Here is a 21,844-nt window from a genome sequence, read left to right as displayed (position 1 = left end):
AACCGCTCTTCCGATCTGCCGCGGGTTGGTGGGTTAAACAAAAGATGCAATTGACGGCTCAGCGCCTAGAGCAGCAGCTTGTCTCAAACGAGCAGCTTCATCTTGCCCAGAAAGAGCAATTGAACAGCGCGTTAAGACAGGCGCAAAAAGAGCTGGATGAGCTTGATGTTGCCAGAGACCAGTCGGCTCATGAACTCAAACAGTCGCATGGAAAACTGATGGCGGTATTGGAAAAGCTGCGCCATTTCGACGCAGTCAAACAAGAGCGTCAGCAATTTTCCCAGCAGTTACTGGAAGTGCGTGAGGCTAAATCGCAGCTAGAAGCCCAGTTGCGAGAGCAAGAAGCTCGCCATGAACAGCAACATATTGCCAATGCAGAAAAGCTGCAAATCCTGGAGCAAGCAGAAGAGCGATTAAAGCAGCAGTTTGAGCATTTGGCCAATCAACTGTTTGAAGCTAAAACCGCTAAAGTTGACGAGCAAAACAAACAAAGTCTCCAAGGGCTACTTTCTCCATTGAAAGAGCAGTTGGAAGGGTTTAAAAAACAGGTAAATGACAGCTTTAGCCAAGAAGCAAAAGAGCGCCACACCCTAGTACATGAACTAAAAAGCCTACAACGACTCAACGAACAAATGACTCGAGAAGCCGTTAACCTGACTCAAGCACTAAAAGGTGATAACAAACAGCAAGGTAACTGGGGTGAAGTGGTCCTTGCGCGAGTGCTGGCGGAATCAGGTTTGCGTGAAGGGCATGAATATGAAACGCAAGTGAATTTGCAAAACGAAGCGGGCAAGCGTTTTCAGCCCGATGTGATTGTTCACTTACCCCATGAGAAACAGGTCGTGGTCGATTCAAAAATGGCCCTGGTGGCGTTTGAGCGTTATTTTAATGCGGACAACGACCAAGATAAAGCGCAAGCGTTAAGTAACCACTTACTTGCCCTTCGCGCGCATATAAAAGGGCTCAGTCAAAAAGACTATCATCAGCTCAAAGGCATACAGAGCCTAGACTACGTATTGATGTTCATCCCCGTTGAGCCTGCGTTTCAAATCGCAATTCAAGCGGATCCTAATCTGGTGAAAGACGCGATGGAGCAGAATATTATCATCGTCAGTCCAACGACTTTGCTGGTGGCGCTACGCACCATTGATAACTTATGGCGCAACGATCGTCAGACTCAAAACTCGCAATTGATCGCAGAAAGAGCCAGTAAGCTCTACGATAAGTTACGTCTATTTGTTGATGACATGGAAGGGTTAGGGGGCGCGTTAGACAAAGCCAATCAGAGCTATCAAGGAGCGATGAACAAACTCGCAACGGGTCGAGGTAACGTGATTAGGCAGGCAGAGAGCTTTAAGTCACTCGGTGTTGAGGTTAAAAAACCAATCTCTAGTAACTTGGTTGAAGTCGCACAAAATGATTCCTTAGTAGAAAGACATCCGCTAGAGGATAAAGTAAACTAATCGGCCGCGGTGCGCGATTTAACAGCACTGTAGAAGAGGAATGACAATGACGGACATCAGCGTGCAATCAAATACAGCTTTAGAATCAAATAACTCATCACAAGACACAGAAACAACGCATTTTGGCTTTGAAACCGTGGCAAAAGAAGAAAAAGTGGCAAAAGTCGCTGAAGTTTTTCACTCTGTTGCTGCGAAGTACGACATTATGAACGACCTAATGTCCGGTGGCGTTCATCGCTTGTGGAAACGCTTTACGATTGATTGCAGTGGTGTACGACCTGGTCAACGTATTCTTGATTTGGGTGGGGGTACCGGCGATTTAACGGCAAAATTTTCGCGAATTGTGGGCGACAAGGGCCATGTCATCTTAGCAGACATCAATAACTCGATGCTCAATGTTGGTCGTGATAAGTTGCGCGATAGTGGCATCGTTGGCAATGTTCACTACGTGCAAGCCAACGCTGAAGAACTGCCTTTCCCGGATGATTATTTTGATTGCATTACCATCAGTTTTTGCCTTCGTAACGTGACGGACAAAGATAAAGCGCTGCGTTCCATGTTTCGAGTATTAAAACCGGGTGGTCGTTTGTTGGTGTTAGAGTTTTCTAAGCCCGTTCTTGAGCCATTATCTAAGGTTTATGATGCCTATTCATTTCATCTATTGCCGAAGATGGGTGAGCTTATTGCTAACGATGCAGACAGCTATCGTTACCTTGCTGAATCGATACGAATGCACCCAGATCAAGAGACACTGCAAGGGATGATGGAAAGCGCAGGGTTTGAGAAAACCAATTACTACAATTTAACCGGTGGTATTGTTGCATTACACCGCGGCTATAAGTTTTAACTCTGACGGTTAAAGCGGACATTTTAAAGGACACTTATGCCATTTGATCCCTTAGTCACCGCGGTGGTGGAAACTTCTCTCAACCGATTGATTCAAGATGATCCTGAGCTTGAAAGGCGTTTACTGCGCTTAAAAGGTCAGGTCATTCAAGTGCATCTAAAAGAGCTGGGTAAAACATTAACCTTTATTTTTAGTCAGCAGATTGATGTGTTGGCGGATTATGAAGGCGAGCCAGATTGCTATTTATCGTTAAATCTTTCGGTATTGCCTGAGCTACGAGAACAGACCAATATTACGGATCTTATTAAACAAGATAAGCTTAATTTACGCGGTGATGTGCAATTGGCTCAAAAATTTGCGCAGCTGATGAAAGATTGCAAGCCTGACATCGAAGAGTGGTTGTCGCGTATCACTGGTGATGTTGTGGCGCACAGTGTGGTGCAGGGCACCAAAAACCTCTCAAGTTTTATTCAGCAGAAAGCCACTCAGCAGCAATCTCATTTTGCTCAAGTTCTGACTGAAGAATGGCGCGTGGCTCCACCGCCATTAGAAGTGGCGTATTTTTGTGATCAAGTGGATGTGTTGGCCTCTGAGGCTGCACGGGTTGAACAGCAGCTGAACAAGTTGTTGGAGAAAGCATGAAGCCAGCAGAATTAAAGCGTTTATACCGTATTATAAAAGTGCAATTAGAATATGGTCTTGATGAGTTATTGCCAGAGCATGACCTCACCAAAACGCCCTTACTGGCGAGAAAAGCACTGTTTTGGATTAAGAATCAACACCCAGATAAAGAGTTAGGTGAACGTTTAAGATTGGCGCTGCAAGAACTTGGCCCAGTATGGATAAAGTTTGGGCAAATGATGTCAACGCGACGCGATCTGTTTCCTCCGTTTATTGCGGATCAACTTGCGTTATTGCAAGACCAAGTTGCCCCCTTTGATGGTGCGCTGGCAAAGCAGCAAATGGAAGCGTCATTGGGTGGTCCTATCGAAAATTGGTTTACTGATTTTGATATTACTCCACTGGCGTCCGCTTCTATTGCTCAAGTGCATACAGCAAAGTTGAAAGAGTCAGGGCGAGAAATCGTTTTGAAAGTGATTCGCCCAGATATTCATGCCGTGATTGAAGCGGATATCAAGCTCATGTATCGCATGGCTCGGATTGTTGCCAAGGCGCTACCTGATGCCCGCCGTCTAAAGCCGGTTGAAGTGGTCCGCGAGTATGAAAAAACCATCATCGATGAGCTGGACTTACGTCGAGAAGCCGCGAATGCGATTCAACTGCGACGTAACTTCGAAGGCAGCGAGGAGCTCTATGTTCCTGAAGTGATTCCGGAGTTTAGTAGTGAAGGTCTCATGGTCTCTGAGCGAATTTATGGCATCCAGGTGTCTGATATCGAAACACTAAAAGCCAATGGTACCAACATGAAACTGTTGGCCGAACGTGGTGTGAGTGTCTTCTTTACTCAGGTTTTCCGAGACAGCTTCTTCCATGCCGATATGCACCCAGGTAACGTCTTTGTCCAGCATGATCACCCTGAAAATCCACAATGGATAGGGTTAGATTGCGGTATCGTGGGGACACTTAATAGTGAAGACAAGCGATATCTTGCCGAAAATTTACTGGCATTTTTCCATCGAGACTATCGACGTGTGGCAGAATTGCATGTGGATTCAGGTTGGGTTCCACGTGAAACCAATATAGATGAATTTGAATTTGCGATTCGCATTGTATGTGAGCCTATTTTCGCCAAGCCGCTTGGTGAGATCTCTTTTGGTCACGTACTGTTAAACTTATTCAATACCGCACGTCGCTTCGATATGGAAGTGCAGCCTCAACTGGTCTTGTTGCAAAAGACTTTGCTTTATATTGAAGGGCTTGGGCGACAGCTTTATCCTCAATTGGATTTATGGGAAACAGCAAAACCGTTTCTTGAAAAGTGGATGATGCAGCAAGTTGGCCCACAGGCCGTAATTAATGCAGTCAAAGACCGTGCACCATTCTGGGCTGAGAAATTACCAGAATTACCAGAACTGCTTTACGACAGCTTAAAGCAGGGCAAGAACATAAATCAAAAAATGGAAACCTTCTATCAAGGCTATCGTCAGAGTAAACGACAGCAAGCAACAGGGCGGTTTTTATTTGGTATTGGTGCGACATTAATTGTATGCTCATCAATACTATTAAGCAGTGCGTACGAACAACTCTCTTTAGCGAGTGGCCTTGGTGGTTTCACATTTTGGTTGCTAAGTTGGCGAGCTTACCGGCAGTAGGCGGTAGACTCATAATAATTTTGTAGATAATGACCCGAGGTAAATAGAATGGGTGGAATTAGTATTTGGCAGCTTCTTATTATTGCTGTGATTGTTGTATTGCTATTTGGAACGAAGAAACTGCGTGGTATTGGTGGTGATTTAGGTGGCGCTGTGAAGGGCTTCAAAAAAGCCATGAGCGAAGATGAATCAGCAAAGAAAGACGCAGATTTTGAACAAAAAAACATTGAGCAGAACAAAGCAGAATCGGTCAATGCTGACGCTCAAGCTTCGGAAACGAAGAAAGACAAAGAGCAGGTTTAATCAGTGTTTGATATCGGTTTTTGGGAACTGGTATTAATATCGGTCGTTGGTCTTGTCGTGCTTGGCCCTGAGCGTTTACCTCATGCTATTCGCAGTGTTACCAAGTTTATTGGTGCAGCGAAAAGCATGGCAAACAATGTGAAAGATGAGCTGAATCACGAGTTGAAAATTCAAGAGTTACAAGACAACTTGCGAAAGGCTGAAAAGATGGGGATGGAAGATCTGTCTCCAGAGCTCAAATCTTCTGTGGAAGAATTGAAGCAAGCCGCGCAAGATGTTCAACGACCATACGCCAACCATGCTGAACCAGAGAATCCTGATTTAGCGAACGCTGACACCGCAACGAAAGAGACTATTTCGGCGGAATCGGTGACGGGTGTACAAGATACCACGGCAGATAAAAAAGCCGAATAGTTTCGCATTTGAGGAGCCGCTGATAGGTGGCTCTTTTTCGATCTTTTAATAACTCCACTGTTTTAGCATAGAGGTTCGACATGGCGTCTGTTGAGCAAACTCAACCTTTGATCAGTCATTTATTGGAACTACGAAACCGATTATTGAGAGCTATGCTCGCGATACTGGTTATTTTCTTAGGCCTGATCTATTTTTCCAATCATATCTACGAGTTTGTTTCTGCTCCCTTAGTAGATCGCCTTCCCGAAGGTGCAACCATGATTGCAACCGACGTCGCATCTCCGTTTTTTACGCCTCTGAAGCTAACGCTGATTGCGTCGGTCTTTATCGCCGTTCCGTTTATTTTGTATCAAGTATGGGCATTCGTGGCACCGGGTTTGTACAAGCATGAGCGCCGTTTGGTGATGCCACTGCTGTTTTCAAGCTCGCTACTGTTTTATTGCGGTGTTGCTTTCGCTTACTTTGTGGTGTTCCCTCTAGTCTTTAGTTTCTTCACTGCTATATCACTGGGTGGGGTTGAGTTTGCAACCGACATATCGAGTTATCTCGATTTTGTATTGGCGCTGTTCTTTGCGTTTGGTATCGCGTTTGAGGTGCCAGTTGCCATCATATTATTGTGCTGGACAGGAGCGACAACGCCTCAGTCATTATCGGAAAAGCGCCCGTATATTGTTGTGGGAGCATTCGTTGTTGGTATGATGCTGACCCCACCAGACCTCATTTCACAGACATTACTGGCGATACCAATGTGTCTATTGTTTGAAGTCGGGCTCTTCTTTGCCCGTTTCTATACAAAGAAAGATCGCGATGAGGAACAAAGCGATCAGGCTGAGTCTTAAACTGAAGTCGCTAAACTGGATCTTGAACATTCAGGCTAGGCCCTAAAAATTAGATCTAGATACTCGACATGCGGACGAGATACTAAGCATGCAACGAAGAAGGTTGGCTAATACGCCAACCTTTTTTATCGCTATCACCCAGACACCCCAGCAGGTGCTCCAAGGTTTTAATAAGACTCAGTCTAAATTGAATAGGCGCTTTGCATTGAAAGTGGTGAGCGTGTCTACTTCGCTTATGGTGAGGTCACGAAGAGTGGCCACTCTTTCTGCAATAAGCGATACGTAAGAAGGTTCATTTCGTTTACCGCGATGTGGCACCGGTGCTAGATAGGGACAGTCCGTTTCTAGAATCACGTAATCCATATCAAGGTGAGGTATGACTTTATCCATTCCTCCATTTTTAAAGGTTGAAACCCCACCCAAACCAAGGTGGAAGCCAAGATCATTGATGGCTTTTGCTTCTTCAATAGAACCGCCAAAGCAATGAAATACGCCACGTAATGATCCATCCTGCTCTTTGCGAAGGAGCGTGAGTGTCTCTTCGATGGAATCGCGAGTGTGGATGACGACAGGCAGATCTTTCTCTTTTGCCCAGTTCAGCTGAGTGATAAACGCCATCTCTTGCTCTGCTTTATAGGTTTTGTCCCAGTAAAGGTCGATACCGATTTCACCGACGGCAATAAAATTGTGCTTATCAAACCAAGAGTGAACAGTCGCTAGAGTTTGTTTGACGTTAGCATCGACATAACAGGGGTGTAGCCCCATCATTGAACGACAAACGTCTGGGTAAGTGGCTTCTGTTTTTAGCATCGGCTCAATTGAATCTAGATCGATGTTAGGCAAGAGAATATGAGTAATACCCTGATGTAAGGCTCGTTTGACGACCTCATCTCGGTCACTATCAAACTCAGTGGCGTAAATATGGGCGTGGCTATCGATCATGGTTTTCTCTTCTGATTATGTCATTCTCTATTGTCTCCAGTATACGGCAGTGTGAGCCTTTGGTCATTTTTAGGAATTTTATACATTGATGCTAGCGCCAGTCACAAGGAGTGATATGATTTTGCTTTGCGTTTTCATCAGACAAGGAGAATCGGGTGTCTGTATCTATCCAAGGTCAATTTCCTGGCCGCCGTATGCGCCGTATGCGTAAACATGAGTTTAGCCGTCGTTTAATGGCAGAAAACCAAGTATCTGTGAGTGATTTGATTTACCCAATGTTCATCCTGATGGGAAAAGACCGATGTGAGAGTGTTGAGTCAATGCCTGGGGTTGAACGTCTTTCTATCGACTTGATGCTTGAAGAAGCGCAGTACCTTGCGAACCTTGGTGTACCTGCGATCGCACTTTTTCCAGTGGTGAATCAAGACGCGAAAAGCTTATGTGCGACGGAAGCATATAGCTCCGATGGCCTTGTACAGCGAGCTGTTCGCCTATTGAAAGAGCATATTCCACAGATTGGCGTCATAACTGATGTTGCGTTGGATCCGTTCACAACCCACGGTCAGGATGGCATCATTGATGAAGATGGCTATGTCCTGAATGATGAAACCACAGAAGTATTGATTAAGCAGGCTTTATCGCATGCAGAGTCTGGTGCTGATGTCATTGCCCCGTCAGATATGATGGATGGACGTATCGGTAAAATTCGCGAAGCGTTAGAAGCAGCAGGATATATACACACTCAGATAATGGCGTATTCGGCTAAGTATGCGTCGAGCTATTACGGGCCATTTAGAGACGCTGTGGGTTCTTCATCGAATTTAAAAGGTGGCAATAAAAAGAACTATCAGATGGATCCGGCAAACAGTGACGAAGCGCTGCAAGAAGTGGCGATGGACATTAATGAGGGAGCGGACATGGTGATGGTGAAACCTGGGATGCCTTACCTTGATGTGGTGCGTCGTGTTAAATCAGAACTGCAAGTCCCGACCTTTGCTTATCAGGTGTCAGGAGAATACGCGATGCACAAGGCGGCGATTCAAAATGGTTGGCTAAACGAGCGAGAAACGGTCTTAGAGTCATTGCTGTGCTTTAAACGAGCAGGCGCTGATGGCATTCTCACTTATTTTGCTAAAGACGTAGCGGAGTGGCTGGCGGCAGATAATGCAAAAGCTGCAGAGCACCTTATTCGAGAGTAATACTTGATTGAGTAACCGATTAGGCTAGCATTTGCTGGCCTTTTTTGTGAGCCAATAAAATTAAATGAGAATTTTTATCATTTAGTTCTTGATTATTAAATGAGAATCATTATTATTAACTTTGTCTTAGGGAATGAGAGAAAGTTCATAAGGACATGACGTTACCAGAATCAAATTTGCTGAAGGTGATGGCATTGAACTCGACGAACTTACACGCGTTCTTTTTGACACGACATTGCTCACATTGCTTCCAGTGTAATTTATAGCTTTCTGGTTAAGCTGCGCGGAATACTCTGATTCAGCTTAATCTTGTTTTGCTAGGCGACATCTTTTAGATGTCGCTTTTTTTTGATCAAATTTTAGTGAATAAAATCACATCAACTATCTTTTCCACAGGGGAGGATCGTTATTTGATCGTGGTGGTATTATTGGATCTAATAATAAATCCAGAAATATCAGTGTTTTGTGATTAATCTTTGCGTTTTATCTCATGGGTTATTGAAGTCGGTAAATATTATATAAACAGACTTATCCACAATTGTGATTGCTTGGTGCCAAATAATTTATAAAATCATTGCGCTTGGTCGAGGAGTTAAAATGGATCCGTATTACTAGTCATGGCATCCTAAGCAGATCTTATTAAAAGTAATTTTTTGGATACAAAAGACTATGGCTCGCATTCCGGACAATCCACTCATTCTTATTGATGGTTCTTCTTATCTTTATCGTGCATTTCACGCTTATCCTGACTCGATGACCAATGGAGAGATTCCAACGAATGCCATCTATGGTGTCGTGAATATGTTGCGCAGTATGATGCGCCAGTTTTCTTCAGAGCGTATTGCCGTGATCTTCGATGCGAAAGGTAAGACGTTTCGAGACGATATGTATCCAGAATACAAAGCCAATCGACCATCAATGCCTGATGATCTTCGCTGCCAAATCGAGCCATTACACGATGTGATCCGAGCGATGGGGTTACCTCTAATCTCGATCCCTGGCGTAGAAGCCGATGATGTTATCGGTACATTGTCATCTCAAGCGTCAGAAATGGGCATGCCAGTGCTAATCAGTACTGGGGATAAAGATATGGCCCAGCTTGTTAACGAGCATGTCACTTTGATCAATACCATGACCAATGTCGTGATGGATAGAGAAGGTGTGATTGAGAAGTTTGGTATTCCACCGGAACTTATCATCGATTACTTGGCGTTAATGGGCGATAAAGTTGACAATATTCCTGGCGTACCTGGGGTTGGGGATAAGACAGCGACCGCACTATTGCAAGGCATTGGTAGCCTTGAAAAGATTTATGAAAATCTTGATGATATTGCGGCACTTGGGTTCCGTGGTTCGAAAACCATGGCGAAAAAGCTGATTGATAACAAAGAGAATGCAGATATGTCGTATCAGCTTGCGACAATAAAGCTTGATGTGGCGTTGGAAGAGACACCAGAATCGTTGTTGAAATCTACCCCTGATGTCGATGCGTTGATTAATTTATACGGAAAAATGGTCTTTAAGTCCTGGCTAAATGAGTTACTTGAGGGCGGAACGGGTGTTGTGCAAGCGGACGAAAAATCAGGTGCTGTGCGATCTGTGCCGAGTCAGGAAGTGGAACTCGACAATCCTGCAGTGACCATTGATCGCAGTCGCTATGAAACGATTCTAGATAAAGACACTTTCGCAATATGGTTACAAAAACTGAAAGATGCAGAGCTGTTTGCGTTTGATACCGAAACGGACAGCCTCGATTATATGGTGGCTAACTTAGTCGGCGTGTCATTCGCAACAGAAGAAGGGGTGGCCGCGTATGTGCCCGTCGCCCATGATTACTTAGATGCCCCTGAGCAGCTGGATCGTGATTGGGTGTTAGAGCAGTTAAAGCCGATTCTGGAAGATGATAACCAAGCGAAAGTGGGGCAAAACCTCAAATACGATGCCAGCGTGTTGGCGCGCTACGATATCGATATGAAAGGCATTAAACACGATACAATGCTCGCATCTTACGTACTCAATAGCGTGGGTGGCAAACACGATATGGACAGCTTGGCGCTGCGCTTCTTACAGCACAGCTGCATTTCATTTGAACAGATAGCGGGTAAGGGTAAAAGACAACTTACCTTCAACCAGATTGAGCTTGAAGAGGCGGCGCCGTACGCAGCGGAAGATGCTGATGTGACTTTGCGTTTACACAATCGAATCATGTCACATTTAGACAAAGACGAAAAATTGAAAGCTATCTATGAAGAGATAGAGATACCGCTCGTGCCTGTAATATCTCGCATTGAACGAACGGGGGTTTTCGTTGACGACATGATGCTTGGTGCACAATCCCAAGAGATTGCCGCTCGTCTGGATGAGCTTGAGCAAAAAGCCTACGAAATCGCAGAGCAAGAATTCAACTTAGGCTCACCGAAACAGCTTCAAGCGATCTTATTTGAAAAAATGGGGCTTCCTGTCATTAAGAAGACGCCGTCCGGTGCCCCTTCTACGAATGAAGAAGTATTGCAAGAACTGGCTCTTGATTACCCTTTACCCAAAATCTTGATTGAATATCGCGGCTTAGCAAAACTTAAGTCTACGTATACCGATAAACTACCAAAAATGATTAACGCAGAAACGGGACGCGTACATACGTCTTACCATCAAGCAGTTACGGCGACAGGGCGTTTATCATCAACCGATCCAAACCTACAAAATATCCCAATTCGAAATGAAGAAGGCCGCCGTATTCGCCAAGCGTTTGTTGCACCGCATGGGCATAAGATTCTTGCAGTCGATTACTCTCAAATTGAATTACGCATCATGGCGCATTTATCCGGTGATAAAGCCTTGCTAGAAGCGTTCCAGCAGGGCAAAGATATCCATGCGGCAACCGCTGCTGAGATTATTGGCGTTCCAATTGAGGAAGTGAGCAGTGAACAACGTCGACAAGCTAAAGCCGTTAACTTTGGTCTTATTTATGGTATGAGTGCATTTGGTTTGGCCAAACAACTTGGTATTGCTCGCGGTGAAGCTCAGCGATACATGGACACATACTTTGAACGTTACCCTGGTGTGATGCAATACATGGAAGACACACGCAGCGCTGCTTCTGAGCAAGGTTATGTTGAAACTATCTTTGGGCGACGTTTACACCTCCCAGAAATAAAGTCGCGTAATGGCATGCGTCGTAAGGCCGCAGAACGCGCTGCGATTAATGCTCCTATGCAAGGAACCGCCGCTGACATTATCAAAAAAGCGATGCTCTTGGTTGATGAATGGATCGAGTCTCATGGAGAAGGCCGGGTGAAATTGCTGATGCAAGTGCACGATGAACTGGTTCTTGAAGTAGAAGAGTCGGTATTGAGCGAAATTGAAAGTAAAGTACAGGAATTGATGGAGTCTGCAGCAACGTTAGATGTTCCATTGATCGCTGAAGCTGGCCACGGTGACAACTGGGATCAGGCCCATTAGACACTTTTGGAGTCAATAAGCATTAATAATATGAGCCAGCGCACAAACGCTGGCTTTTTTATGCGAGTAAATAAAGGCTCCACCTAAAAAGATGGGTTGTATGTAAAACAAAACTTACTGAAAAAAAACTACAAAAAAAGTTTTCATTTATGACCAATTGTTGTACATTGTCTGGGTAGGGTACAGAGGTAAGATGTTCTATCTTTCAGACCTTTTGTTTCACGTTATTGGATTAGGCTGATTCAGCCGCCCCAGTCAGCATTTGACTGGGGCGTTTTTTCTTGTGGCAAAGAAAAGATTTTTCTAGATCAGATCTCAGCACCACTTTCTACAATTCCCTCCTTTTAGTCCCTTAATCATTATCTTAACGATGGTTTTTTCTGACTTCCCTGTAATTTTATACCGCTCACATTTTTGTTATTTTACCAAATTAAATAAGCTGTATTTTTCTGCTGTGGTTTTTTATTTATTTATTAAAATCAGTTTCTTATGGGTTTTGATGGGCGTTGTTTTACTTTCTTTTGGCAACGAATAAGCAGTTGTAAATTACAGAGCGATCGAAGATGCTAATAGCATAATAATAAATACTATTTCTCTCCCGTTGCCCCACCAGGATGGTGGGGATTTTTATGCCTGTCATTGAGAGACACTCAAGCGTCTTACCTAAAGCCACTTAAATGAATGGGTCGCCAAACGATATTGAAGGTAATAAAAAAGCCTTACTCTCGTAAGGCTTAAAAATAGGCATTAACATATCCCTAGCTATTATCTGACTGGTTATCTGGTTCACTATTTTCAGCATCGGTAGTGTCGATGTGTTCTTTATCGGTTACTTCAAATGCTGGGGCGTACCAACTATCGAGCTTGCTACGCAAAATATCGACACCAATGCCTTTTAATGAAGAAAATGCGTCAACGGCGACGTCACCACCGAAGCCTATGGAAGATTCGCGTATTTTTAATACCTGGGCATTTCTCGCGCCGCTTTTTAGCTTATCAGCCTTGGTCAGCAGGACTTGAACAGGAATGCCACTTTCTACCGCCCAAAAGATAAGCTGTTGATCGAGGTCTTTCATCGGGTGACGAATATCCATTAATACCACGAGTCCTTTTAACGATTCGCGTTTTTGTAGGTACTCACCCAGTGATTTTTGCCACTTTTCTTTCAGCTTTAAAGGTACTTGTGCAAAACCGTACCCAGGTAGATCGACAATATGACAGCCTTCATCTACTTTAAATAAGTTGATAAGCTGAGTACGTCCTGGAGTTTTACTGGTTTTAGCTAAACCTCTTTGGTTGGTTAAGCGGTTGAGAGAACTTGATTTACCCGCATTAGAGCGACCGGCAAACGCAATTTCGATCCCTTCGTCTTCTGGTAAATGACGAATATCTGGCGCACTGGTAATAAAATGCGTGTTTTGGTAATGAATTTTTACGCTCACTGTTAACTCCATCTCGACTTTGTGTAGTCGATTGATTACTTTTTTGTGAAATTGTGTAAAATAACTGTGCTCGACATATGATCGCCTATTATACCATGAGTGGCAACACTGAGTGGTACTGGAAGCTTTATAATTATAATGGAATGTCATGAAGAAATTAGCGCTAATCTTGAGTCTTTTAGCCAGCTGCTCTGTATGGGCTCAAGGCAGCATCGAAGCTGGTAAAACCAAATCAATAACCTGCGGCGCCTGTCATGGTGCTGATGGAAACAGCCAACTTACCATGTACCCTAGTTTAGCGGGACAACACGGTAAATACCTAGAGAAGCAGTTGAAAGATCTAAGGTTGGGTATGACCAGTGGTGGTAAACAAGGTCGTATGGACCCTGTGATGAGTGGAATGGCAATGGGCTTGAGCGATCAAGATATTGCTGATTTGTCCGCTTATTATGCCTCACTGCCTATTGCTGCTAAATCAACCCCTGAAAATGTGGTTGAACAGGGTAAGGCCTTGTACGCAGCCGGTGATGCTGAAAGAGGGATTACCGCTTGTATCGCCTGTCACGGCCCTCGTGGTAATGGTACAGAACTTTCTGGTTTCCCGAAAATATCGGGCCAACATGCAGAATACATTAAATCGCAGTTGATGAAGTTCCGTGACGGAACCCGTAACAACGATATGAATGAGATGATGCGTGATATCGCCAAGAAACTAACGGATGATGATATTGATACATTGTCCCAATATGTAGGCGGTTTGCATTAATTAAGCCTCTGTTCGAGCAACGGTTGTAAGAAAAAGCCTTAGCCTTTTGCTAGGGCTTTTTCATATCTAGCGATTGGACAAAACGGCTTTGCATCTGGTTTGGAATTGCTCAATTAACCGATAGGCCTGTAAGAGATTCGCTATGATCGGACAAGATATTTCTGTTCAGGCTAAGCTAAGTAATTGAAGATAAAAACGATTGTTTTTTATTGTTCATAAGGGCTAAAAACTTTGAAGCTACGCGGTTGTTTGAACCGATAATCAAGGTAAATTATGTTTATCAGCAAGGAGCTGAATCAGGACACTAGACCAAGGTGGTCTCCAAGGATGCAAGCTAGGAATGCTTGATGGTTGGACGAAGGACAGTAGCGAGCTTGGAGCTGGCTAGATAAGGATGATCGACTGGTTTCAGGATGAGACAAAGAAATGGATCAGGCTAATGGATAGCCCAGAGTCAGGATGTCGAACGGAATAGTAAAATTCATCAGGACGATGAAAAACAAAACTCCGCAGGGAAAGCACCAATAACAAATGGATACTTGAGCACCATCTGAGTGCAGACAAATTTTGCCAAATCTTGGCACTTTGAAGGCGATAGGGAAACCTATCGCTTTTTTATCCTTTTAAAAGCAATTATTTCGCTATTCTGGTGTTTAATTGCACAATTTAACTCCACTCTGATCCCACTTTCTGGTATGTTTCGCATCCCTGTTTGAGGATGAAAGAATGCACAACTGTCCTTTATGCCACAATCAAGATACTCACTATTACCATGAAGATAAGCGACGAAGCTATTTTCAATGCAGTGAATGTCATTTGGTATTTGTTGACCCAGTTCAGCGCTTAGATGCAAAAGCAGAAAAAGATCACTATGATCTTCATGAGAATGATCCTAGTGATGAAGGGTATCGTAGATTTCTATCACGTATTGCTGATCCAATAATAGAACGAATCACATCTAACGCTCATGGGTTAGATTTTGGCTGTGGTCCTGGCCCAACATTGTCTATCATGTTGCAAGAGAAAGGCCACAGTGTTGAATTGTATGATCTTTACTATCACCCTAATAAAGAAGTGTTAGCACAGACGTATGATTTTATGACTGCGACAGAAGTGATCGAGCATGTTTATCAGCCCGATCTCGTGTGGCAGCAATGGTTAAATTTAGTTAAGCCGGGTGGCTGGATTGGTCTCATGACCAAGATGGTCATCGATCTTGAAGCGTTTCAACATTGGCACTATAAGAATGATGTTACTCATGTCATTTTCTTTAGCCGTAAGACCTTCGAGTATCTGGCAGAGCGAGATAAGCTCGAACTTGAATTTGTTGGTAATGATGTAATTTTACTGAGGAAACCCAGTAATGAGTCGTAGTAAAAAATCTAGAAAACCAGGTGCGTTAGGCGCACCAGAGCAAAATGTAACGCGTAACCGCAGCGAATCTGATGTACAAGGCCGCCTACGTAAGCGTGTTAAAAACCGCAAAGGGTTAAAAACCGGCAATCGTAACTCTGAAGTCGAAGAAATAAAGCAACGCCAAGAGAAGCAAAAACGCGATCCTCGTTTAGGCAGCAAAAAGAAGATTGCTTTGGTTGTTGAAGAGAAGAAAAAACCGAATAAGCAAGAGCGTCGAGTTTCAGCAGAGCAAGAACTTGAGATGCTAGAAACAGATACTCAGTTGAACGTCTTGCTTGATCGCCTAGAAAGTGGTGAAAGTTTGGGTGCAGGCTTACAAAAGTATGTCGATCAAAAGTTGAACCGCATTGAAGTACTCATGAAGCAGCTTGGCTTGTTCGATGAAGAAATCGAAGAAGAAGGCGAAGAGTTGGAAGATGAAATCAACTTTGTGCCTAAGATGGTTAAGAAAAGCAGTAAGCCATCATCAGATGAAGAGCTTTTAGCTCAGTTTGAAGGGCTTGATCTGAAAGATTTTAAAGAGTAATTAAATCATGAACGTAACCTTACTGGCCTCGATAGGAGCCCTTATCATCGCTGGGCTAGCATGTTATGCAGGTTACCTTCTGCTCCAAGTAAAGAAGCAAAAGGATTTGCAGCAGCAACAGCAGAAATTGGCGATAGAGAAGCGCAATGCGAATATCTATGACAACGTGAATACACTGTGCATGGCCGGGATTCAGGGCCAGTGCGATTTGTCTGAAATTAGTATCCGTGTGTACAGCATCATGGATTACGTTCAAGGTGACGACCGCATTGATTTTGACCAGACTTATCCTGCTATCTCTGAGCTGTATCATGTGGTCAAAGACATGGCGCGAGGCGAAGATCGTCAGGCGTTAGCAAAAAAAGAGAAAATGGAACAAAATTTACTGCGACACAAAGCGGAAGTGAAATTGGCGGAAGCGATTATTGAAGAACTGAAAGATCTCAAAAAACGCAATCAACCGCTGAATAACCAAATAAACGTTCAAATGATCTAATCAACGTCGGTCACTCATTGGGCAGAGTGAGTGATCGAGTTGGCAATTCTGAAACTTTCTTACAAAAATGTGTTTTGCTTTCCTACGTAAGGTCGAGTCGTGTGGCAAAATACCCAGTCAACCTAAAATCTACGCCGCTCACAGTTAGAAATGGAAATAATTACCATGTCGCAACCCGTCGTATCCGGTCAGCAAATCGTTTGGGATCAAGCTATCCTAGACAAATACAATTATTCAGGACCACGTTACACCTCATACCCGACAGCGTTGGAGTTTCATGAGGCATTCACGGTTGCGGATTATGATATGGCGTGCACTCAATACCCAGAGCGCCCACTCTCTCTATATATCCATATTCCGTTTTGTCACAAGCTTTGTTACTACTGTGGCTGCAATAAAGTCATTACTCGTCATTCTCACAAGGCCGATGAATACTTAGACGTCATTGAGCATGAGATTCGCCAACGAGCATCATTACTGCATGATCGTAAAGTCACCCAGCTTCATTTTGGTGGCGGCACACCAACATTTCTCACAAAACAGCAAATAAGTCGTTTGATGGCGATTCTTCGTGGTGAATTTCAGTTTGTTGATGACGCAGAAATCAGTATCGAGGTCGACCCGCGTGAAATTGAGCTCAACATGCTGGATCATTTACGTGGAGAAGGGTTTAACCGTTTAAGTATTGGCGTACAAGATTTCAATAAAGAAGTTCAAAAACTGGTGAATCGTGAACAAGATGAAGATTTTATTATTGCAATGGTTGAGCGAGCGAAGAAACTCGGTTTCCGTTCGACCAATTTAGATCTGATTTATGGTTTGCCTAAGCAGACCAAAGCGTCTTTCGCTAAAACGTTGGCTCAAGTGCTAGAAATGCAACCAGGGCGTCTCTCTGTTTTCAACTATGCCCATATGCCGCAGCTGTTTGCCGCGCAACGCAAGATTAAAGAAGAGGACTTGCCTGAAGCCAGTGAAAGAATGGGCATTCTTCAAGAGAGTATTTCGACCTTAACGGGAGCGGGTTACCAGTTTATTGGAATGGATCACTTTGCTCTACCTGATGATGAGCTAGCGGTTGCTCAGCGAGAAGGAGTCTTGCATAGAAACTTCCAGGGATACACCACTCAGGGCGAAGCCGATTTAGTGGGCTTTGGTGTTTCAGCGATTTCGATGATCGGTGACGCGTACGCTCAGAATCAAAAAGAGCTGAAAAAATATTACGCTCAAGTAGATGAATTACGCCATGCTTTATGGAAAGGGGTTGTGTTAGATAGTGATGACTTACTTAGACGTGAAGTCATTAAGCAGCTGATTTGTAATTTCAAACTCGATAAGTCGATGATTGAATCCACCTTTTCTGTGCGTTTTGAACAATACTTCAAAGAAGACTTGCAACTACTGCAAACCTTTATCAATGATGAGCTGGTGGAAGTGGATGAGAGTGAAATACGGGTGACTTTGCGGGGCCGCTTATTGATTCGTAATATCTGTATGTGCTTCGATAAATACTTACGCGATAGAGCCCGTCAGCAACAATTTTCTCGGGTAATATAGCCGCGAGATAGTTTTTAGCGGCGAGATAGTAGAAAGAAAACCTTCAAAACCACGCTAACTAGCGTGGTTTTTCTATTTGAGGAGTTTATGGAGTAATGATTTTCCGAGAGGCCACATCCCAAAGAGCTTTGACCAGAGGGTTATCAAGCTGTGAACGTTTACAGCACACCCCGAGTTTAAACGGTACCACGGGCTTTACTTTTAGGCGCTGAATTTTCTCTCTGACTGGGCTGTTGTTAATGACAATGTCAGGGGCAATGCCAACCCCACATCCCAATGCGACCATACTGACAATGGCTTCATGCCCTGAGACTTGAGCGTAAATGTTGGGTTTTATTCGCATACTTTTAAACCAGGCGTTAGCGCGGTCGCGCGCCGTTCCCGCTTCGGGCACAATAAATGGAATATTTGACCAGTCTGGTTTCTCTTGCTGCAATAGATCGGCAAAGCTACTGATGCCTGATGGCGCAACAACCGACAGTGGGATCTCACTAATAGTTTCAAACTCAATGCGAGCGGGAAGCTGATCGGGTTTGGCGGAAATGGCAATGTCTACTTCGCCTTTCAGAACCTTATCAATGGCTTGAGCTGGATCGCCCGTGGATAACTTGTATTCGATAAACGGATGCTGCAACCTAAATTCAGAAAGCAGTTCCGGCAGGTGACTATAGCTAGCGGTAACCGAGCAAAAAAGGCGGATTTCCCCCTTTAGCTCCATTTCATTACCTTTAATTTGAGCGTTGTACTGCTGCCATTCGGCCAAAATCCTCATGGCAACAGGCAACAGCTGTTTTCCCGCAGGCGTCAATTCAACACTGCGGTTATCACGTAAGAATAGAGTCTGATTGGTTTGTTGCTCTAGCTTTTGAATTTGACGACTAAGAGCCGAAGGGCTGATATGCATTGCGGAGGCGGTCTTACTAAAGCTGTTGCTATCACACAAATGTATGAACATTTTCAAGTTCTTAATATCCATAAAGACTTACCTTGGGAAATTACCTAACGTTGCATTTTTTGCAATCACTAATTGTGAATATATCACTTTGAGCAACTGATTGCCTGCTTTAGTATGTGGTTATTCGGCGATAACGCGCCGACCATAACGGAAGAATCAACAAGGAGCGCCCATCATGGCTAACTATTTCAATACTTTAAATCTACGTGAGCAATTAGACCAACTAGGTCGTTGTCGTTTTATGGACCGCAGTGAGTTTGCTACTGAAGCAGACTATCTGAAAGGTAAGAAAATTGTCATTGTAGGTTGTGGTGCTCAAGGCCTAAACCAAGGTCTAAACATGCGTGATTCTGGCCTAGATGTGTCTTACGCTCTGCGCCAAGCAGCCATCGACGAGCAACGTCAATCGTACAAAAATGCGAAAGAGAATGGTTTTGTTGTTGATAGCTATGAAAACCTAATCCCAACGGCTGACCTAGTGGTTAACCTTACTCCAGACAAACAACACACGAACGTTGTTGAAACAGTAATGCCTCTAATGAAAGAGGGTTCTGCGCTAGGTTACTCACACGGCTTTAACGTTGTTGAAGAAGGCATGCAGATTCGTAAAGACCTAACGGTTGTTATGGTTGCGCCTAAGTGTCCAGGTACTGAAGTTCGTGAAGAATACAAACGTGGCTTTGGTGTTCCAACACTGATTGCGGTTCACCCAGAGAACGATCCACAAGGTGAAGGTTGGGATATCGCTAAAGCATGGGCTGCAGGTACAGGTGGTCACCGCGCGGGTTGTTTAGAGTCTTCATTCGTTGCGGAAGTAAAATCTGACTTAATGGGTGAGCAAACTATTCTATGTGGCATGCTTCAAGCGGGTTCTATCGTATCTTACGAGAAGATGATTGCTGACGGTATCGAACCTGGCTATGCAGGTAAACTTCTTCAATATGGTTGGGAAACGATTACTGAAGCACTGAAGTTCGGTGGCATCACTCACATGATGGATCGCCTATCAAACCCAGCGAAAATTAAAGCATTCGATCTTTCTGAAGAGTTGAAAGACCTAATGCGCCCACTTTACAACAAACACATGGATGACATTATCCAAGGTGAATTCTCTCGCACCATGATGGCGGACTGGGCGAATGATGATGTAAACCTATTCGGTTGGCGTGAAGAGACAGGCCAAACGGCTTTTGAAAACTACCCTGCGTCTAACGTAGAAATTGCCGAGCAAGAGTATTTTGATAACGGTATTCTAATGGTTGCAATGGTACGTGCAGGGGTAGAACTTGCATTTGAAGCCATGACAGCATCGGGCATCATCGATGAGTCTGCTTACTACGAGTCTCTACATGAACTACCACTGATCGCAAACACGGTAGCTCGTAAGCGTCTATACGAAATGAACGTGGTAATTTCAGATACGGCTGAATACGGTAACTACCTATTTGCTAACGTTGCAACGCCACTTCTACGTGAGAAGTTCATGCCTTCAGTAGCGACAGACGTAATCGGCCGTGGCTTAGGTGAAACATCGAACCAGGTAGATAACGGTAAGCTAATCGAAGTGAACGATGCAATCCGTAACCACCCAGTTGAGTACATCGGTGAAGAGCTACGTGGCTACATGACGGATATGAAGAACATCGCAGTAGGCGGCTAATCTTATTGCTCTAGAGCCTAAGCTCTTTGTTGGAAATACTCATTTTCTGCTAGTAAACGCCGTGTTTCCTCTTTGAACTTAAGCTCTAACGCTACGCATTTACTTTTAATGTAAAGAGCGAATAAAACAAATAAAAAGGGCTTGGTCAGTGGTGACCAAGCCCTTTTTATGGCTGCTATTTATCGGATAAGGTAAGTGATTACTTATCTGCTAGCTTCTCTTCAAGCTGAGCAAGTTTTTGCTCCATTTCTGTCAGCTTCTGGCGTGTACGCAATAGTACTTGAGTCTGAACATCAAACTCTTCACGGCTAACCACGTCCAGTTTGTTCAGTTGCCCTTGGATAACTTGACGCACTTTCTGGTCAACATCCGCACCAAGCTCTTTAACAGGGGTTGGCATAGAGTCATGAATTTGCTTCGCGATTTGCTCTAATTTCTTTGGATCAAACATGTGGGCTGAAACTCCTATTCATTTATGTCTCCATTCTATTTAAAGCGAGCATAAAAGTCGCTAGTTGGTGGAAAAAATGTTCAGTGATACGAATGTCGGGACATAAAAAAGGCCACCGAAGTGGCCTAGTAATGCTTATTTACGGTTAGCTTGGGTGAGATATTTCTCGTTGAGCGGCTTTTGCTTCATCAATACGCGCGAGCTTCTCTAGATCTTTATCTTCAACAAACACAGGCAGTGGCTTGTGCTTTTCTGCAAGGTAACTGTAGATAACCGGCAGTACGAACAGAGTAAAGAGAGTACCAATAGCAAGGCCAGCAACGATAACAATACCGATACTGAATCGTTGAGCGGCACCCGCGCCAGTTGCGTACATGAGCGGGATAAGGCCAGCGATCATCGCGGCGGTTGTCATGAGAATTGGGCGAAGACGAACTTTTGCCGCTTCCATAACTGCGTCGATACGATTTTTCTTATTATGAAGTTGCTCTTCTTTCGCCACTTCACAAATCAAAATACCATGCTTAGTAATAAGGCCAACCAGCGTGATCAAACCTACCTGAGAGTAGATGTTCATCGTTGCAGCCCCCCATGCGAGAGCAATCAAGGCACCACAAATAGCCAGTGGTACGGAAACCATGATGACAAGCGGATCTTTAATCGATTCGAACTGAATAGCCAATACGAGGAAGATAATTGCCAGTGCTAAACCAAAGGTAGCATAGAGCGCGCTTCCTTCTGTGACGTATTGACGAGCTTCACCCATATAATCATGGTTATACCCACTAGGCAGTTTATCGGTTGCAATACCTTCGAACCAGTTAAGATCGGAAGAGCGG

20 protein-coding genes are annotated in these 21,844 nt (G+C 44.0%); 15 read left to right on the top strand and 5 right to left on the bottom strand.

Features of this window, described 5'->3' with window-relative positions:
• The 7 genes from rmuC to tatC all read left to right on the top strand — a co-directional run.
• Window positions 1–1,463 (top strand): DNA recombination protein RmuC (rmuC, locus tag ACP45E_RS02620; RefSeq protein ID WP_069584665.1); only part of this gene is annotated, 1,463 nt, incomplete at its 5' end.
• Between the two features lie 46 nt (window positions 1,464–1,509).
• Window positions 1,510–2,310: a bifunctional demethylmenaquinone methyltransferase/2-methoxy-6-polyprenyl-1,4-benzoquinol methylase UbiE gene (gene ubiE, locus ACP45E_RS02615; RefSeq protein WP_017034623.1), complete on the top strand. Its 801-nt coding sequence runs from the start codon at window positions 1,510–1,512 to the stop codon at window positions 2,308–2,310.
• Window positions 2,311–2,346: 36 nt separating this feature from the next.
• Entirely contained in the window at window positions 2,347–2,952 is a 606-nt protein-coding gene (locus ACP45E_RS02610; protein WP_017034622.1) for a ubiquinone biosynthesis accessory factor UbiJ, read from the top strand.
• The gene (gene ubiB / locus ACP45E_RS02605) at window positions 2,949–4,583 is read left to right on the top strand and encodes a ubiquinone biosynthesis regulatory protein kinase UbiB (RefSeq protein WP_017034621.1); all 1,635 of its coding nucleotides are present in this window, start codon (window positions 2,949–2,951) and stop codon (window positions 4,581–4,583) included. The genes ACP45E_RS02610 and ubiB overlap by 4 nt, the downstream gene beginning before the upstream one ends.
• 48 nt (window positions 4,584–4,631) lie before the next feature.
• The gene (tatA, locus tag ACP45E_RS02600; protein WP_017034620.1) at window positions 4,632–4,886 is read left to right on the top strand and encodes a Sec-independent protein translocase subunit TatA; all 255 of its coding nucleotides are present in this window, start codon (window positions 4,632–4,634) and stop codon (window positions 4,884–4,886) included.
• Between the two features lie 3 nt (window positions 4,887–4,889).
• Entirely contained in the window at window positions 4,890–5,300 is a 411-nt protein-coding gene (tatB, locus tag ACP45E_RS02595; protein ID WP_017038198.1) for a Sec-independent protein translocase protein TatB, read from the top strand.
• 80 nt (window positions 5,301–5,380) lie between these two features.
• Window positions 5,381–6,139, top strand: a complete 759-nt coding sequence (gene tatC / locus ACP45E_RS02590) for a twin-arginine translocase subunit TatC (RefSeq protein ID WP_017034618.1) — start codon at window positions 5,381–5,383, stop codon at window positions 6,137–6,139.
• 177 nt (window positions 6,140–6,316) lie between these two features.
• On the opposite strand, the gene ACP45E_RS02585 is transcribed toward tatC, so the two are convergent.
• A complete protein-coding gene (locus ACP45E_RS02585) occupies window positions 6,317–7,081 on the bottom strand; it encodes a TatD family hydrolase (RefSeq protein WP_017034617.1) in 765 nt (254 codons plus the stop codon).
• Window positions 7,082–7,236: 155 nt separating this feature from the next.
• On the opposite strand from ACP45E_RS02585, the gene hemB reads away from it, so the two are divergent.
• A complete protein-coding gene (gene hemB, locus ACP45E_RS02580; RefSeq protein WP_017038197.1) occupies window positions 7,237–8,280 on the top strand; it encodes a porphobilinogen synthase in 1,044 nt (347 codons plus the stop codon).
• Window positions 8,281–8,949: 669 nt separating this feature from the next.
• Window positions 8,950–11,739: a DNA polymerase I gene (gene polA, locus ACP45E_RS02575; protein ID WP_017038196.1), complete on the top strand. Its 2,790-nt coding sequence runs from the start codon at window positions 8,950–8,952 to the stop codon at window positions 11,737–11,739.
• Between the two features lie 758 nt (window positions 11,740–12,497).
• Here the strand turns inward: polA and yihA are convergent.
• On the bottom strand, window positions 12,498–13,181 hold the full coding sequence (yihA, locus tag ACP45E_RS02570) for a ribosome biogenesis GTP-binding protein YihA/YsxC (protein WP_017034614.1): 684 nt from the start codon (window positions 13,179–13,181) through the stop codon (window positions 12,498–12,500).
• Between the two features lie 148 nt (window positions 13,182–13,329).
• Between yihA and ACP45E_RS02565 the strand changes: the two genes are divergently transcribed.
• The 5 genes from ACP45E_RS02565 to hemN all read left to right on the top strand — a co-directional run bounded on the left by ACP45E_RS02565 (window position 13,330) and on the right by hemN (window position 17,939).
• Window positions 13,330–13,947, top strand: a complete 618-nt coding sequence (locus ACP45E_RS02565) for a c-type cytochrome (RefSeq protein WP_017034613.1) — start codon at window positions 13,330–13,332, stop codon at window positions 13,945–13,947.
• 726 nt (window positions 13,948–14,673) lie between these two features.
• Entirely contained in the window at window positions 14,674–15,321 is a 648-nt protein-coding gene (locus tag ACP45E_RS02560; protein WP_017037312.1) for a class I SAM-dependent methyltransferase, read from the top strand.
• The gene (gene yihI, locus ACP45E_RS02555) at window positions 15,311–15,889 is read left to right on the top strand and encodes a Der GTPase-activating protein YihI (protein WP_017040768.1); all 579 of its coding nucleotides are present in this window, start codon (window positions 15,311–15,313) and stop codon (window positions 15,887–15,889) included. Before ACP45E_RS02560 ends, yihI begins: the two co-directional genes overlap by 11 nt.
• 7 nt (window positions 15,890–15,896) lie before the next feature.
• Window positions 15,897–16,385, top strand: coding sequence for a DUF2489 domain-containing protein (locus ACP45E_RS02550; RefSeq protein WP_017034610.1), 489 nt, complete (start codon window positions 15,897–15,899; stop codon window positions 16,383–16,385).
• A gap of 165 nt (window positions 16,386–16,550) precedes the next feature.
• The gene (gene hemN / locus ACP45E_RS02545; protein ID WP_017034609.1) at window positions 16,551–17,939 is read left to right on the top strand and encodes an oxygen-independent coproporphyrinogen III oxidase; all 1,389 of its coding nucleotides are present in this window, start codon (window positions 16,551–16,553) and stop codon (window positions 17,937–17,939) included.
• A gap of 85 nt (window positions 17,940–18,024) precedes the next feature.
• Here the strand turns inward: hemN and ilvY are convergent, their stop codons facing one another.
• Window positions 18,025–18,915 carry an HTH-type transcriptional activator IlvY gene (gene ilvY, locus ACP45E_RS02540; RefSeq protein ID WP_017034608.1) on the bottom strand — a complete coding sequence of 297 codons (891 nt, stop codon included), beginning with the start codon at window positions 18,913–18,915 and terminating at the stop codon, window positions 18,025–18,027.
• Between the two features lie 154 nt (window positions 18,916–19,069).
• Here ilvY and ilvC point away from each other — a divergent pair, with 154 nt between their 5' ends.
• The gene (ilvC, locus tag ACP45E_RS02535) at window positions 19,070–20,554 is read left to right on the top strand and encodes a ketol-acid reductoisomerase (RefSeq protein ID WP_017034607.1); all 1,485 of its coding nucleotides are present in this window, start codon (window positions 19,070–19,072) and stop codon (window positions 20,552–20,554) included.
• A gap of 199 nt (window positions 20,555–20,753) precedes the next feature.
• Here ilvC and ubiK read toward each other — a convergent pair whose 3' ends face one another.
• The gene (ubiK, locus tag ACP45E_RS02530; RefSeq protein WP_017034606.1) at window positions 20,754–21,005 is read right to left on the bottom strand and encodes a ubiquinone biosynthesis accessory factor UbiK; all 252 of its coding nucleotides are present in this window, start codon (window positions 21,003–21,005) and stop codon (window positions 20,754–20,756) included.
• Between the two features lie 145 nt (window positions 21,006–21,150).
• Window positions 21,151–21,844: efflux RND transporter permease subunit (locus ACP45E_RS02525; RefSeq protein WP_158008363.1), on the bottom strand; the 694-nt coding region annotated here is incomplete at its 5' end.

The sequence above is a fragment of the Vibrio genomosp. F10 str. 9ZD137 genome, from assembly GCF_049974785.1.
In the GTDB taxonomy this organism is placed as follows: Bacteria; Pseudomonadota; Gammaproteobacteria; order Enterobacterales; family Vibrionaceae; genus Vibrio.
Note: the sequence above shows the minus strand (reverse complement) of the source record. Positions and strands in the feature narration are given on the sequence as shown.